The organism is Pseudomonas xionganensis (genome assembly GCF_009763245.1).
GTDB classification, from domain to species: domain Bacteria; phylum Pseudomonadota; class Gammaproteobacteria; order Pseudomonadales; family Pseudomonadaceae; genus Aquipseudomonas; species Aquipseudomonas xionganensis.
In genome coordinates this window covers 159,787-173,005 of the sequence record NZ_WKJZ01000003.1, presented here as the reverse complement: position 1 = coordinate 173,005, position 13,219 = coordinate 159,787, and the positions used below count along the sequence as shown (strand labels likewise).

Annotated in this window: 15 protein-coding genes; 6 read left to right on the top strand and 9 right to left on the bottom strand. The window is 65.8% G+C overall.

All coding sequences use genetic code 11. The features are described 5' to 3' along the window. Positions 1 to 48 precede the first annotated feature (48 nt). On the top strand, positions 49 to 1,392 hold the full coding sequence (locus tag GJV18_RS15665; RefSeq protein ID WP_160347286.1) for an aminotransferase-like domain-containing protein: 1,344 nt from the start codon (positions 49 to 51) through the stop codon (positions 1,390 to 1,392). A 3-nt stretch (positions 1,393 to 1,395) separates the two neighbouring features. On the opposite strand, the gene ahr is transcribed toward GJV18_RS15665, so the two are convergent. Then, the gene (gene ahr, locus GJV18_RS15660; RefSeq protein ID WP_160347284.1) at positions 1,396 to 2,430 is read right to left on the bottom strand and encodes an NADPH-dependent aldehyde reductase Ahr; all 1,035 of its coding nucleotides are present in this window, start codon (positions 2,428 to 2,430) and stop codon (positions 1,396 to 1,398) included. Positions 2,431 to 2,666: 236 nt separating this feature from the next. Here ahr and GJV18_RS15655 point away from each other — a divergent pair, with 236 nt between their 5' ends. Beyond that, on the top strand, positions 2,667 to 3,236 hold the full coding sequence (locus tag GJV18_RS15655) for a pseudouridine synthase (protein WP_160347678.1): 570 nt from the start codon (positions 2,667 to 2,669) through the stop codon (positions 3,234 to 3,236). A gap of 25 nt (positions 3,237 to 3,261) precedes the next feature. On the opposite strand, the gene GJV18_RS15650 is transcribed toward GJV18_RS15655, so the two are convergent. The 6 genes from GJV18_RS15650 to GJV18_RS15625 all read right to left on the bottom strand — a co-directional run bounded on the left by GJV18_RS15650 (position 3,262) and on the right by GJV18_RS15625 (position 7,161). After that, positions 3,262 to 3,654 carry a globin gene (locus GJV18_RS15650; protein ID WP_160347282.1) on the bottom strand — a complete coding sequence of 131 codons (393 nt, stop codon included), beginning with the start codon at positions 3,652 to 3,654 and terminating at the stop codon, positions 3,262 to 3,264. 262 nt (positions 3,655 to 3,916) lie between these two features. Next, positions 3,917 to 4,120 carry a DUF2788 domain-containing protein gene (locus GJV18_RS15645; protein WP_160347280.1) on the bottom strand — a complete coding sequence of 68 codons (204 nt, stop codon included), beginning with the start codon at positions 4,118 to 4,120 and terminating at the stop codon, positions 3,917 to 3,919. A 177-nt stretch (positions 4,121 to 4,297) separates the two neighbouring features. Beyond that, on the bottom strand, positions 4,298 to 4,783 hold the full coding sequence (locus GJV18_RS15640; RefSeq protein WP_160347278.1) for an Lrp/AsnC family transcriptional regulator: 486 nt from the start codon (positions 4,781 to 4,783) through the stop codon (positions 4,298 to 4,300). 329 nt (positions 4,784 to 5,112) lie between these two features. After that, positions 5,113 to 5,535, bottom strand: a complete 423-nt coding sequence (locus GJV18_RS15635) for an MAPEG family protein (RefSeq protein WP_160347276.1) — start codon at positions 5,533 to 5,535, stop codon at positions 5,113 to 5,115. Positions 5,536 to 5,609: 74 nt separating this feature from the next. Next, on the bottom strand, positions 5,610 to 6,506 hold the full coding sequence (locus tag GJV18_RS15630) for a cation diffusion facilitator family transporter (protein ID WP_160347274.1): 897 nt from the start codon (positions 6,504 to 6,506) through the stop codon (positions 5,610 to 5,612). A 235-nt stretch (positions 6,507 to 6,741) separates the two neighbouring features. Next, the gene (locus tag GJV18_RS15625) at positions 6,742 to 7,161 is read right to left on the bottom strand and encodes a polyribonucleotide nucleotidyltransferase (RefSeq protein WP_160347272.1); all 420 of its coding nucleotides are present in this window, start codon (positions 7,159 to 7,161) and stop codon (positions 6,742 to 6,744) included. Positions 7,162 to 7,291: 130 nt separating this feature from the next. Here GJV18_RS15625 and hrpB point away from each other — a divergent pair, with 130 nt between their 5' ends. Then, a complete protein-coding gene (hrpB, locus tag GJV18_RS15620; RefSeq protein WP_160347270.1) occupies positions 7,292 to 9,841 on the top strand; it encodes an ATP-dependent helicase HrpB in 2,550 nt (849 codons plus the stop codon). 19 nt (positions 9,842 to 9,860) lie between these two features. Here hrpB and GJV18_RS15615 read toward each other — a convergent pair whose 3' ends face one another. Next, the gene (locus GJV18_RS15615) at positions 9,861 to 10,607 is read right to left on the bottom strand and encodes a substrate-binding periplasmic protein (RefSeq protein ID WP_160347268.1); all 747 of its coding nucleotides are present in this window, start codon (positions 10,605 to 10,607) and stop codon (positions 9,861 to 9,863) included. Positions 10,608 to 10,873: 266 nt separating this feature from the next. Here GJV18_RS15615 and GJV18_RS15610 point away from each other — a divergent pair, with 266 nt between their 5' ends. The 3 genes from GJV18_RS15610 to GJV18_RS15600 are packed head-to-tail and all read left to right on the top strand — an operon-like array spanning position 10,874 to position 12,728. After that, the gene (locus GJV18_RS15610; protein ID WP_160347266.1) at positions 10,874 to 11,113 is read left to right on the top strand and encodes a CDGSH iron-sulfur domain-containing protein; all 240 of its coding nucleotides are present in this window, start codon (positions 10,874 to 10,876) and stop codon (positions 11,111 to 11,113) included. 32 nt (positions 11,114 to 11,145) lie between these two features. After that, positions 11,146 to 11,985: an SDR family oxidoreductase gene (locus tag GJV18_RS15605; RefSeq protein WP_160347264.1), complete on the top strand. Its 840-nt coding sequence runs from the start codon at positions 11,146 to 11,148 to the stop codon at positions 11,983 to 11,985. Beyond that, a complete protein-coding gene (locus GJV18_RS15600) occupies positions 11,982 to 12,728 on the top strand; it encodes a substrate-binding periplasmic protein (protein ID WP_160347262.1) in 747 nt (248 codons plus the stop codon). The genes GJV18_RS15605 and GJV18_RS15600 overlap by 4 nt, the downstream gene beginning before the upstream one ends. 21 nt (positions 12,729 to 12,749) lie before the next feature. Here the strand turns inward: GJV18_RS15600 and GJV18_RS15595 are convergent, their stop codons facing one another. Continuing rightward, complete coding sequence (locus GJV18_RS15595) at positions 12,750 to 13,163, bottom strand: VOC family protein (protein ID WP_160347260.1); 414 nt, start codon at positions 13,161 to 13,163, stop codon at positions 12,750 to 12,752. Between the last annotated feature and the right edge of the window lie 56 nt (positions 13,164 to 13,219).

Sequence of the window (13,219 nt, the reverse complement as noted above, 5' to 3'; positions counted from 1 at the left end):
CTAGTGCGGTGCATTGTATGGGTAAATATTTATATTGCATGGCAAGCAATGTGGCTTCCTGACCTGTCCAGCAGTTCCTTGCCCACCTACTTGGCCTTGGTCGAGGCCATCGCTACCGCCATCGGCCGCGGCGAGCTCAAGCCCGGTGAGCGCCTGCCGCCGCAGCGCCGCCTGGCCTGGACGCTGGGCATCAATCCGAGCACGGTGATGCTCGCCTACCGCGAGGCGGCGCGTCGGCATCTGGTGTCCGGCGAGGTCGGCCGTGGCACCTACGTACTGGCCGGCAGCCGTGAGGCCAGCCTGTTTCGTCTCAAGCAACCGGCTGCGCAGGGCGAGTTGATCGACCTGTCGACCAACGTGCCGGTGCATGATCCGGATAACCATGATTTATCCGCCAGCCTCGCCGCGTTGGCTGCACGGGGCGAGCTGGATGCGCTGCAGGCCTACCCCTCGGCGTCGTTGGTCGAGCGCGCGCACCTGGCCGGCGCCACCTGGCTGCGCCGCCGTGGCCTGGAACTGGCGCCGAACGGCCTGCTGCTCTGCGCCGGCGCCCAGCAGGGCGTGTCAGCGGCGCTGCTGGCGCTGTGCGAGGCCGGCGAGCCGGTGTTGGTGGAGCGCTTCACCGCGCCGGGGATCAAGGCCGCTGCACGTCAGTTGCGCCTGCCGCTGCATGGTGTGGCGATGGACGAATGCGGCATCCTGCCCGACGACCTCGACCGCCAGGCACGCGCTACCGGCGCCCGCGTGGCGGTGCTCACGCCCTGCCTGCAGAACCCCACCGGCGCCAGCCTGGACGCCGAGCGCCGCGCCGCCATCGCCGAGGTGGCGCGGCGCCGTGGTTTGTGGATCGTCGAGGATGATGTCTACGGCGTGCTCGGCAGCGAGGCGCCGCTGGCGGTACAGGCGCCCGAGCGCTGCCTGCTGATCAGCAGCCTGTCCAAGAGCGTCGCCCCGGGCTTGCGCCTGGGCTTTATCGCCGGCGCGTCGGAGCTGCTCGAACGCATCGATCCCGAAGCCCAGGCCACCCGCTGGGCGGTGGCGCCGCTGAGCCTGGTGCTGGCCTGTGAATGGATCGAAAGCGGCGTCGCCGAACAGCGCCTGGCCTGGCAGATCGAGGAATTGCAGCAGCGCTGGCGCCTGGCCGCGCGCGTGCTCGGGCCGCGCATACCGCAGGGCAGGGCTGCAGCGCCGCATCTGTGGCTGGATAGCGCGCCACCGGCCGGCCTGGCCGAGGCCTGCCGGCAGCACGGTGTGGAGGTGGTGCCGGCCGAGGTGTTCGCCATTGAGGCCAATCCGGGGCACGCGGCGCGCGTCAGCCTGGCCGCCGCGGCCAGTCGCGCCGAGCTCAAGCGTGCCCTGGAAGGCATCGTGGCAGCCTGGCCGCTCGCCTGAGTCTCAGCGGCTGGCGTCCAGCACCACCCGGTAGCGCGCCTTGCCGCTGCGCAGGTGGTCGATGGCGTCGTTGACCCGGCTCATGGGGAAGTGCTCGACCTGGGGCAGGATCTGATGACGGGCGCAGAACTCCAGCATGGTCGCCATGCTCGAAGGCGAGCCCACCGGCGAGCCGGACAGGCTCTTCTGCTGCGGGATCAGGCTGAACACATGCACTGGAATGGCGCTCGGCACGATGCCAACAAAATGCAGGCGGCCCTTGCCGCTCAGGGTGCCGAGCATGGCATTCCAGTCCAGGTCGGCGCTGGCGGTCACCAGGAGAAAATCCAGGCTGCCCGCGATGGCCTTGAGCGCGGCGCTGTCGGTGGAGGCCACCACCTTGTGCGCGCCCAGGCGCTTGGCTTCGTCCTGCTTGTTCAGGGAAGAGGTAAAGGCCGTCACCTCGCAACCCCAGGCATTGAGAAAGCCCAGGGCCAGATGGCCGAGACCGCCGATGCCGACCACACCGACCCGGTCGGTGGGTTTGACGCCGAACTCCAGCAGCGGGCTGAACACCGTGGAGCCAGCGCAGAACAGCGGGCCGACCAGGGCCGGGTCGAGGCCGTCCGGCAGCGGGATGGCCCAGGCCCAGTGGCTGCGCAAGCGGTCGGCAAAGCCGCCGTGGCTGCCGACTATGGTGGGTTTGACCGTGCCGCATAGCTGGTGCGAACCCTCCATGCAGGAGCCGCAGTGCATGCAGCTGCCCTTGTACCAGCCGATGCCGACCCGCTGGCCAAGCTTGAGGCCGCGCACCTGGGCGCCGACGCGCACGATGGTGCCGACCACCTCATGCCCAGGGATAAAGGGGTAGCGGCTCATGCCCCATTCGTTGTCGATCATCGACTGGTCGGAGTGGCAGATGCCGCAGTATTCCACCGCCACTTCCACCTCCTCGGCGCCGAGCGGGCCGGGGTCGTAGCTGTGCGGTTCGAGGGGGGCACCGGGGGCGGTGGCGGCCCAGCCGGTAAAGGTATCGACGACGGATTCGGACAAGCTCATGCAAACAGCCTCGCAGAAAGACATAACCCAGCCAGCATAGCCGCCCCGCGGGCTTCCGGGCGCTGGATAAGTGTTGCTGATAATGGCGCTGCGCTTTGCCTGGTGCTGGCAGCCTGCGAACTGGCCGCTGGGCTCGGTTACACTGGCCGCCCCTGTCAGCCTCTGCCGGATCGCCCATGTCTCGCCCGTCCCGTCCCGCTCCCCGCCGTCCCGCCGGCAAGCCGGCCCCGCGCCGCGTGGCCAAGGCACCGCCGGCCGAGCCGCGACTGATCCTGCTGAACAAACCCTTCGATGTGCTGACCCAGTTCAATGATGACCAGGGCCGCGCCACCCTCAAGGACTTTGTCGACGTGCCTGGCGTTTATCCGGCCGGGCGTCTGGACCGCGACAGCGAAGGCCTGCTGCTGTTGACCAATGATGGCGGCCTGCAGGCGCGTATCGCCGACCCCAAGCACAAGCTGGCCAAGACCTACTGGGTGCAGGTGGAGGGTGAGCCGAGCGCGGCGCAGCTGCAGCAGCTGCGCGAGGGCGTCACGCTGAACGACGGGCCGACCCTGCCGGCCGAAGCGCGCCTGCTGGAGACGCCACAGTTGTGGGAACGCAATCCGCCAGTGCGCTTTCGCAAGAGCGTGCCCACCGCCTGGCTGGAGCTGGTGATCCGCGAGGGGCGCAACCGCCAGGTGCGGCGCATGACTGCCGCCGTGGGCCTGCCGACGCTACGTCTGGTGCGCGTGGCCATTGGCCCCTGGCGCCTGGACGGCCTGCAGCCGGGGCAGTGGCGCGAGGTGCCGGCGCGGCTGGAGTGACAGGCGGTTCAAGCGGTGCTGAGGCTCAGTAGCCGGCCTTGATCACCGAGATGCCCTTGTTCAGCACTTCGCGCCAGGCCAGGCGGGTGTCGCTGCAGCACTGCGGGTCATGCTCGCCGATGGTCAGCAGCAGGGCGTCCTGCCACAGATCGTACAGCTCGGGGCGGATATCGAACCCCGTGCGCGAGTGCGACTGGCCGAGGGCGCGCAGTTTACTGTCGGGCATGCCGCGGGCAAACATCACCAGGTTGAGGATGCCCTGGCGCAGCAGTTGTTTCTGTCCGCTCATCTCGGTTTTGGCGAACTTCTCGCGAATGGCCGGTGAGCTGGCCAGGAAGTGGCGGTAGAAACTGTCGAAAAAATCCGGGCTGGCGCAGCAGCGCCCGTAGCTCTGCATGACGCGGTCGGTGGCTTTCATTGGAACTCCAGCAAAACACAGCCCGGCCGCCCTGTTTGGGCGGCCGGGAGAAATAAAATGAGGAAGAGTCTATTCAGGGGCTTGCGCGCTAGCGTCATGCAAGGCAAAAACAGAGGAGCAAGCGCAGTGTACTTTTGTACATGAGCATTACTCGCTCCGCTCACCCCTTCGGGGCCGCACTGAAGTGCGTTAGCCGCAAGCGGCTTTCCGAGCCTGTTCTTAACGCAGCAGGGCCGACGCGCAGCAGACTGTGAATAAGTCCTTAAACGCCTTCGAGGCCGGCAATCACAAAGGTCTTGATGATAAAACCGAGCACGCCCAGGCCCAGGCCGAGAAACAGAATCATGCTGCCGAAGCGTCCGGCCTTGGACTTTTTCGCCAGGTCCCAGACGATAAAGGCCATAAACAGCACCAGGCCGCCCACCAGCACGGTCATCATCAGTTCTTCAAAGACTTCGGGTTCCATCGCAACCTCTTGGGCAAGACGATGCTGTGCAGCCGCAAAGGGCAGCAGGTGGGCAAGGCAGCTTGTTGTTCTATGAGCGCAGGGCTCTTATGGCGGGCCACACAAGGCACAGCAAAATGGCCGCGATTATACCCGCGCCGCCGTGTTTGTCAGCGTTCTGGCGCCCGCGTCACCTTGTCACAGGCTGCTGCGCAGATGCTGCAGGGGCAGCTGGGTGGTGGACAGGATCTGCTGCAGGACAAAGCTGGAACGTACGCTGGATACGCCCTCGATCCGGGTCAGGGTGCCGAGCAGAAACTTCTGGTAGTGATCCATATCCGGCACCACCACCTTGAGCTGGTAGTCGGCATCCATGCCGGTGACCAGGCTGCACTCCAGCACCTCGGGGCAGCGGCGAATCTGCTCCTGAAAGTGCTCGAAGCGCTCGGGCGTGTGCTTGTCCATGCCAATCAGCACATAGGCGGTGAGGGTCAGGCCCAGCTGTTTGCGGTCAAGCAGGGCCACCTGGCCGAGGATATAGCCGTCGTCCTGAAGTTGTTTGACCCGCCGTGAGCAGGGCGAGGGTGACAGGCCGATGCGCTCGGCCAGTTCCTGGTTGGACAGGCCGGCATCGCGCTGCAGTTCGGCAAGAATATTCAGGTCGTAGCGGTCGAGTTTGTTCATTGTTGACGCTCTTTTATCTTCTGATTGCCGTCAATGATTATGTATTGGTGGATAATTGCGCAAGTGATGGGTATTTAAGCAATATTCGCAATCATCTGTCGTCACCGCTGGCTTAAGCTTTATCCCAGCTTCAAGGCCCGGACCACAAGTCCAGCCGCCGTACCCAATCAGGTCGGTGGCCGCCGGCGGTCTTATCGGATCGTCCCGGCAGCCGGGTCCGCACTGCTCAACCAGGCAGGCGAGGAAAGGACGCTATCCGCGTCGCAATGACGGACATGCAAAAAAGGGAGGCCCCCCAGCGGCCTCCCTTTTTTGTGCGCGTTGCGTTATCAGCCCAGCAGGCCGGCGAACTGCAGCAGCCACCAGGCGAGGATGGCCAGTTGCACGAAGAAGGCGGCAAAGCGCAGCCAGACAAACACCGGGGCTGTACTGATCAGGTGTACCAGGCTTTGCAGCAGGCGCGCGCCAAGCAGCGCCAGGGCCAGTGAGTCGGTGAGCGCGGTCTGGGCGGTGGCAATGGCATAGAGCAGCAGCGCGGCCTGCAATGGCAGGTTCTCCAGGCAGTTGGCATGGGCGCGTACCAGGCGTTGGCCGAAGCTGCCGGGGGTATTGCTGCCATCGGGCTTGAAGGCGTTGACCGCCATCTTGCCGCCGAGTACCAGCAGGCCGCGCTGGTTGACCATCAGCACGACCAGTAGCAGGGGCCAGGCGACCAGGCCCAGCAGGGCGATTGCAGTGGCAGTCAGGGTCATGGGTGTGCACCTCGAATCTTGTTGTTGTGGGTAAGCGAGGTGAGCTTAGAAGATTTAGAGTATTTGCTCTATTTTTATTTGTGAAGGCTGTGTGGCGTGCCCTGGCAGGGGTCGGCATGCACCAGCACCTCGGCGCGCGGGTATTCGCTGCGGATCGCCGCTTCCGCCTGCTCGCACAGGGCATGGGCCTTTTCCAGGCTAAGCTCGCCGGGCAACTCCAGATGCAGTTGCACGAACCAGTGGGTGCCGGACAGCCGGGTGCGCAGATCGTGGGCGCCCAGCACGCCGGGTACGGCGCAGGCCAGGGCATGCATGCGGGCGCTGATCCGTGGGTCGAGTTCCTGGTCCATCAGCACTGCGGCGGCCTCGCGCACGATCTGGATGGCGCTCCAGAAGATATACAGGGCGATGCCCACGCCGAACACGGCATCCAGTTGTGGCCAGCCGAGGTGTGCCAGCAACAGGGCCAGGAGAATGCTGCTGTTGAGCAGCAGGTCGGAGCGATAGTGCAGGGAATCGGCACGAATGGCGGTCGAGCCGGTCAGCTTCACCACATGGCGCTGAAACAGCAGCAGGGCGATGGTCAGCAGCAGCGACAGCAGCATGACGGCGATGCCCAGGCTGGTGGCGCCGATGGGCTGGGGTTGCAGCAAGCGATCAACGGCATGGATGGCCACCAGCAGTGCGCTGGCCCCGATAAACAGCGCCTGGCCCAGGCCCGCCAGGGCCTCGGCCTTGCCATGACCGTAACGGTGATCCTCATCGGCCGGACGCAGCGCGTAATGCACGGCGAGCAGGTTGAGCAGTGAGGCCGCGCCATCCAGCAGCGAATCGGTCAGCCCCGCCAGCAGGCTGACCGAGCCGCTCAGCCACCAGGCGATGGCCTTGGCCAGCGCCAGGGTCAGGGCCGTGGCCAGGGCGGCAACGGTGGCCAGGCGCATCAGGCGGGCGTGGTGCTGGGGGACGCTCATGTCATTAATGACCTGTGTGAGAAGTTAGGCTCCGGCGCGGCCGCGAACGAAACGGCAACAGACCCTAGGCGCAAGGTTAGTTCAGTCGCGCGGCTTGTTTCGTGACCCGTGGCGAGCGGGTAGCTCGGATAAGTCCTGGCGCAATCCGGGAGCCTCTGAGCCGATGATGTCATAACAAAACCCGGACGGTACTGCGCTTGTCCGGGCTAGCACTGAACGCATCATTCAGCCGTATTCAGGCGGCCGGGCGCAGGCCATGGGCCGCCAGTTGCTCGGCGCTGGCGCTGCTGCGGATCAGGCGCAGGTCGTCCAGGGGCAGGTTGTGGCCGGTCTGCTGCAGGATCAGGGCCTTGAGCTTGATCGGATCGATCTGCCCATCGGCATCTGCCAGGTTGTGCAGATCCTGCGGGTCGACCTGGGCATTCAGGCCGCCTGGCAGGTAGATGGCGCCGGTGGCGAAGTCGATGGCAAAGGCGATCAGCCCGGGGATGACATAGAACAGCACGCCGACGGCGTTCAGAGCCGCCACCGCGGGGTCGATACGGCCTTCGATCTGGCCGCGGCGATCCGGGTAGAACAGGGTGCCGCAGGCGCTCAACTGGACGGTCAGGGTGGCGACAAGCAGGCCGCCGACAAGGCGTTTGTGCAGGTGCATGACAGGTCTCCTGGAAAAATTGGCGCGACTATAGCAATCCATTCGTGGCAATGCTGCTGTCAGCTGCATCAGACAGTCCCAGGGGCTGCGCGGTTCACCGCTATAATCGCCGGCCCAGCCTGGAGAGCCCATGACTTCACTGCCCATCGATGCCCTGTTACCTGCACTGTGCGAGGCCCTGGCCGAGCGCCATGAGGCGGTGTTGGAGGCACCACCCGGTGCCGGCAAGACCACGCGCGTGCCCCTGGCCCTGCTCGATCAACCCTGGCTGGCCGGGCAGCGCATCATCATGCTTGAGCCGCGGCGCTTGGCGGCGCGGGCGGCAGCCGAACGCCTGGCCTGCGAGCTGAATGAGAAGGTCGGGGAAACGGTGGGCTACCGCATCCGCCTGGACAGCAAGGTCGGCCCGAATACTCGCATCGAGGTGGTCACCGAGGGCATTCTGGCCCGCCGTCTGCAGTATGACCCGGCGCTGGAAGGGGTCGGTCTGGTCATCTTCGACGAGTTTCACGAGCGCAGTCTGGACGCCGATCTAGCGCTGGCCCTGTGCCTGAACGGCCGCGCCATGTTCCGCGGCCAGGACAGTGGCGAGGCGCCGCTGAAAGTGCTGCTGATGTCCGCCACCCTGGAAGGCGAGCGCCTGGCGACGCTGCTGGGGGAGGCGCCGGTGCTGCGCAGCGAGGGACGCATGTTCCCGGTGGATATCCGCTGGGGCGCGCCGTTTCAGGTGGGTGAGTGGGTCGAACCGCGGGTATTGCAAACGGTGCTGCAGGCCTTGAGCGATGAGCCGGGCAGCCTGCTGGTGTTTCTCCCGGGGCAGGCCGAGATTCGTCGGGTCGCCGAGCAGTTGGCCGAGGCCCTGGGCGGGCGCCGGGACATTCTTCTCTGCCCCCTGCATGGCGAGCTTGAGCTGAGCGCTCAGCGCGCCGCCATCGAGCCGGCGCCGGCCGGCATGCGCAAGGTGGTGCTGGCGACCAATATTGCCGAAACCAGCCTGACCATCGACGGCGTGCGGGTGGTGGTGGACGCCGGCCTGGCACGGGTGCCGCGCTTCGATCCGGCCAGTGGCATGACCCGTCTGGATACCCAGCGCATCTCCCGCGCATCCGCCACCCAGCGTGCTGGGCGCGCCGGGCGTCTACAGCCTGGGGCCTGCTACCGCCTGTGGTCCCAGGCGCAGCACGAACAACTGGCCGCCCATGGCGCAGCGGAGATGCTCCAGGCCGACCTGGCCGGTCTGGCTCTGCAACTGGTGCGTTGGGGTGTGCAGCCGGATGAACTGATCTGGCTCGACCCGCCACCACCTGCCGCCTATGCCCAGGCCCTGGAGCTGCTGGCGCGTCTGGGCGCACTGAATGAGCAGGGCGGCCTGACGGCCCATGGCCAGGCCATGGCCGAACTGCCGGCGCATCCGCGTATCGCCCATCTGCTGCTGCGCGGCCAGGCCCTGGGGTTGGGCCAGTTGGCCTGCGAGCTGGCGGCGCTGTTGTCCGAGCGGGATATCCTGCGTGGCGCTGGTGCCGACCTGCACAGTCGCCTGGCTCTAGTCAGTGGTGAAAGCCGTGCAGCCCGCTCGGCGCAGGGAAGCGCCGCCCGAGGTGGCGTGCAGCGCGCACGGCAGCTGGCCCGGCAGTTTCAGGCTTACCTCAAACGGCAGCCCGTTTGCCAGCCGGTAAGCGATCCCGAGCACCCCAGTTGGCTGGGTTGCCTGCTGGCCTTTGCCTACCCGGATCGAATCGCCCAGCAGCGCAGCCCGGGGGGCGCCGACTACCGCCTGGCCAATGGCCGCGCCGCCCAGTTTGCCGAAGCCGACGCCTTGATGAAGCATGCCTGGCTGGTGGTGGCCGACCTGGGCAGCCGCCAGGGCCAGCGTGAAGAGCGCATCTACCTGGCTGCGGAGCTCGATCCGCAGCTGTTCGAGGGCGTGTTGGCCGAGCAGGTCCGCCAGCAGGAGGTGCTGGAGTGGGATGAGCGCGAAGGGGGCTTGCGCGCCGAACGCCAGCGCAAGGTCGGCGAACTGATCCTGGCGCGCGAGGCCCTGCGCGACCCGGATGCACAGCAACGCAGCCGTGCCCTGCTCGGCCTGGTGCGGCGCAAGGGCCTGGCCCTGCTGCCCTGGACCCCGGAGCTGCGTCAGTGGCAGGCGCGGGTAGCCCTGTTGCGTCAGCTTGATCTGCAGCAGCAGGGCGCCAGCGACTGGCCGGACCTGTCCGATAGCGCGCTGCTGGCCAGCCTGGAGCACTGGCTCGAACCCTATCTGGGCAAAGTCAGTCGCCTGAGCCATTTCGCCAACCTGGATCTGCCCGGGCTACTGCTCAACCAGCTGCCCTGGCCCCTGCCGCAGCGCCTGGACGAGCTGGCCCCGCGCAGCCTGCAGGTGCCCTCTGGCTCGCGCATCAGCATTGACTACAGCGAGCAGCCGCCGGTGCTGGCGGTGCGCCTGCAGGAGTTGTTCGGCCTGGCCGAGACGCCGCGCATCGCCGGCGGCCGCCTGGGGCTCAAGCTGCACCTGCTGTCGCCGGCGCGTCGGCCGGTGCAGGTGACCCAGGATCTGGCCAGCTTCTGGGCCACTACCTATGCCGAGGTGAAGAAGGACCTGAAGGGGCGCTACCCCAAGCATTACTGGCCTGATGACCCGCTGATCGCCGAGCCCACCGCACGGGCCAAGCCCCGTAAGTAAGCGGAACGCGAGGGGCTGGTCAGGGCAGGTGCAGATCCACCCCGGCCGCCAGCAGCTCCTGGTAGGCGCGATCCAGGGCGTCGCGCAGGGCTTCGGCGCCTGGGGCATGGCGCGACACGATCAGGTGCAGGGGGATGCGTTGCAGCTGGATAAAGGGCAACTCCCGCAGACCCAGTTGCTGGCGGGCTTGTTCAACCGGCGTCTGATAGTCGAGCAGATAGTCTGCGCGGCGCCGCTGTAGCATCTGCAGGGCCGAGGTATGGCTGCTGGTGCGGTGCTGCTCGATGGCCAGATGCGGGTCGTTGAGCCACTGGTTGACCGGCTGCCAGTAGGTGTAACCGGTGATCATGATCAGGCCGCGCCCCTGCAAGTCTTCCGGTAGGCGCGGCATCAGGGTGTCGCGGCGGAAATACAGGTTGAGCACGATCTCGCCCAGTCGGGTAGCGCTTTCCAGGGTGTGTCCGGCCAGCTCGGCCTTGCCCGGCGCCCCTGGCCAGAGTTGCACGCTGCCATCCTGCAGGGCGCTGTACAGGCGGGCGCTGGGGTAGGAGCGGATCTGCGCCTGGTAGCCGGCGTGTTCCAGCAGCCTGGCGGTCAGTTCCAGGATGGCGCCCCGGGGACGGCCCTGTTCATCGCTGTAGGAGTAGGGCGGGAACTCATAGAAACCCACCTGCACCAGCGGCTTGTCCGTGGCGACCTGGGGGGCGGCAAGGCTTGCACTGCTGCCCAGGGCAGCGGCAAGCGCGAGGCAGATGGCTTTAAGCATGAATGGTTACTGTTGCGGCTATGCGCCGTCTTTTCGTTATAAAACTGTCACATTGAGTGAGCATGGCGAAAGGCTATCCGTTTTGTCCAGTCACGATTTGTCTGTCTGGAGGTGCTGGCGACCCAAGGCGATGGGTCTGCGGCATGGCTTCAATATAGCGGCTGACGCGCTGTAGCGCCTGTTCTGCGGCGTCAGGTCTGCGACCCGACGCGGGCGGAGCTGTCGGCTGGACTATGCTGGAAGAAACACCCAGGCAGGAGTGCAGCATGAGCGAGCCCACCATCGCCCAGCGCGGGCCATATCGAGTCGAGGTTCAGGCCGGACAGGATTATTTCTGGTGCCGCTGCGGGCGTAGCGGCAAGCAGCCGTTCTGTGATGGCCAGCACAAGGGCACAGGCTTCACCCCACTGAAGTTCCATGCGCAGCAGGATGAAACCCTGTTCTTCTGTGGCTGCAAGCACAGCCAGACACCGCCCTGTTGCGATGGCAGCCATAACAGGTTGTAGTACGGCCATCACAGCCGCAGCCGAGGATTGCCATGTATCGCAAGGTGTTCGCCAATAAGGTATTCGATCGCAAGGTGGTGGTGATCACCGGGGGCTGTGCCGGTATCGGTCGCGCCCTGGCCATGCGCCTGGCCCAGGCCGGGGCGCGCCTGGTGATTTTCGATCTGCAGCAGCAGGCGCTGGACAGCCTGGTGCAGCACCTGGCCGATCATCACAATGCCGAGGCCTTGGGCGTGCTCTGCGACGTGGCCGACAGTGAGGCGGTGCAGCGCGCCATGGCCCTGACCGTCGAACGTTTTGGCGGTATCGACGTGCTGGTAAACAATGCCGGCATCACCCACCGCAGCAGTTTTGCCGACACCGAGCTGGGCGTGTTCCAGCGCATCATGGCGGTCAACTACTTCGGTGCCCTGCATTGCACCAAGGCCGCCTTGCCCAGCCTGATCGCCCGGCGCGGACAGATCATCGTGCTCAGCTCGCTGTCCGGCTTTGCGCCGCTGCTCTATCGCAGTGCCTATAACGCCAGCAAGCATGCCCTGCACGGCCTGTTTGAAACCCTGCGTTATGAGCTCAAGGGTTCCGGGGTCAATGTCATGCTGGTCTGCCCCGGCTTTACCGCCACCGATCTGCGCAAGAACGCCCTGGTCGGCGATGGTTCGGTGGCGCCGCAGCCGCCCCTGGCCATGGGCAAGGTGGCCTCGCCCCAGGATGTGGCCGAAGCCATCTTCCAGGGTGCCCTGAAGCGCCGCCGCCTGCTGGTGCTGTCCAATGTCGACTGGCGGGCTCGGGTACTGGCGCGTTTCTTTCCGCGCTTGTTCGAGCGTGTACTGTTGCCGCGGCTCTCCGGGCTAAAACCGGGGCGGAGCGGATGAAACGCAGCGGCTGGCTGGGCTTGTGCCTGCTGGGCGCCAGCGTGCTGGCAGAGCCCAGGCCGCCCCTGGTGGTGATGACGGATATCTGGCCACCGTTTCGCATGCTGAATCCGCAAGGGGAGCTGGTCGGCCTGGATATCGACTTGCTGGATCAGCTTAGCCAGCGCACCGGCCTGCGTTTCGAGGTACGCCGTGCCCCCTGGGCCCGCGGCCTGGCGGCCTTGCAGCAGGGCAAGGCCGACCTGATGACCGGGCTGGCGAAAACCCCGGAGCGTGAGCAGTACATCGAGTACCTGCCTAGGCCCTATCACGCCTGCTCGCCAAGGTTTTACGCCGCTCCGGTACAGGCGCAATACCTGCGCGACTATGCCCAGTTGGCGATGCTGAAGATCGGTTATGTGCTGGAGTCGGCCTACTTCGAGCCCTTTGATTCCGATGCGCAGCTGCGCAAGGTTGCAGTAAACAATGAGCAGCAATTACTGGAGATGCTGATGCGTGGGCGCTTGCAGGCGATTATCGGCACCGATTGTCAGGTGGATTACGCCCTGCGCGATCCCCGCTGGCATGGGCATATCGTCAAGGCTGCCCTTACTCCTGCAGCCCATACCGATTTGTATATCGGCTTCTCGCGCCAGCGCCAGCGCTCGTCTGAATATCAGCTGCTGAGTCAGGCGCTGAGCGCGCTGGAACAAGAGGGCTGGGTCGCCGCGGCGATGCGCGCCTACCAGGCGGAGTCTCCCTGAGCCTGGACTGCGCTGCGACGGTCAGTGTTCATGGCCCTGTTCCGTATCCCAGAAGGTCGCTTCAATCTTGTGCCCGTCAAGGTCTCGCACAAAGCAGCCGTAATAGGGCGCGCCATATTCCTCCCGCGGCCCGGGCTGGCCTTCATCGGTGGCGCCAGCCGCCAGGGCCGCCTGGAAAAAATCATGCACGGCAGCCCGGGATGGGGCGACAAAGCCGATATGGCTGCCATTGCCAACGTTGGCAGGGCGTCCGTCTAGGGGTGTCTGCACCCAGAACTCCGGGTATTCGCGGCCATAGGCCACGGCGCCGGGATGGGCGAGAACGCGTTTACAGCCGAGGGTGGGCAGCACCCGGTCATAGAAAGCCAGTGCTTGCTCGAACTGGTTGGTGCCGATGGAAATATGGGACAGGATGCTGGGGTTGCTGTCTGTCATGCTGCCTTCCTCCTTGAATGCCTGTGTGCTGTTGGGTGACGCGGCTGAGTATCGGT

What these genes read in the sequence shown, in the direction of transcription:
- GJV18_RS15665 (WP_160347286.1), top strand. Translation starts at nt 49, where the DNA reads ATGTGGCTTCCTGACCTGTCCAGCAGTTCCTTGCCCACCTACTTGGCC.
- ahr (WP_160347284.1), bottom strand. Translation starts at nt 2,430, where the DNA reads ATGAGCTTGTCCGAATCCGTCGTCGATACCTTTACCGGCTGGGCCGCC.
- GJV18_RS15650 (WP_160347282.1), bottom strand. Translation starts at nt 3,654, where the DNA reads ATGAAAGCCACCGACCGCGTCATGCAGAGCTACGGGCGCTGCTGCGCC.
- GJV18_RS15645 (WP_160347280.1), bottom strand. Translation starts at nt 4,120, where the DNA reads ATGGAACCCGAAGTCTTTGAAGAACTGATGATGACCGTGCTGGTGGGC.
- GJV18_RS15640 (WP_160347278.1), bottom strand. Translation starts at nt 4,783, where the DNA reads ATGAACAAACTCGACCGCTACGACCTGAATATTCTTGCCGAACTGCAG.
- GJV18_RS15635 (WP_160347276.1), bottom strand. Translation starts at nt 5,535, where the DNA reads ATGACCCTGACTGCCACTGCAATCGCCCTGCTGGGCCTGGTCGCCTGG.
- GJV18_RS15630 (WP_160347274.1), bottom strand. Translation starts at nt 6,506, where the DNA reads ATGAGCGTCCCCCAGCACCACGCCCGCCTGATGCGCCTGGCCACCGTT.
- GJV18_RS15625 (WP_160347272.1), bottom strand. Translation starts at nt 7,161, where the DNA reads ATGCACCTGCACAAACGCCTTGTCGGCGGCCTGCTTGTCGCCACCCTG.
- hrpB (WP_160347270.1), top strand. Translation starts at nt 7,292, where the DNA reads ATGACTTCACTGCCCATCGATGCCCTGTTACCTGCACTGTGCGAGGCC.
- GJV18_RS15615 (WP_160347268.1), bottom strand. Translation starts at nt 10,607, where the DNA reads ATGCTTAAAGCCATCTGCCTCGCGCTTGCCGCTGCCCTGGGCAGCAGT.
- GJV18_RS15610 (WP_160347266.1), top strand. Translation starts at nt 10,874, where the DNA reads ATGAGCGAGCCCACCATCGCCCAGCGCGGGCCATATCGAGTCGAGGTT.
- GJV18_RS15605 (WP_160347264.1), top strand. Translation starts at nt 11,146, where the DNA reads ATGTATCGCAAGGTGTTCGCCAATAAGGTATTCGATCGCAAGGTGGTG.
- GJV18_RS15600 (WP_160347262.1), top strand. Translation starts at nt 11,982, where the DNA reads ATGAAACGCAGCGGCTGGCTGGGCTTGTGCCTGCTGGGCGCCAGCGTG.
- GJV18_RS15595 (WP_160347260.1), bottom strand. Translation starts at nt 13,163, where the DNA reads ATGACAGACAGCAACCCCAGCATCCTGTCCCATATTTCCATCGGCACC.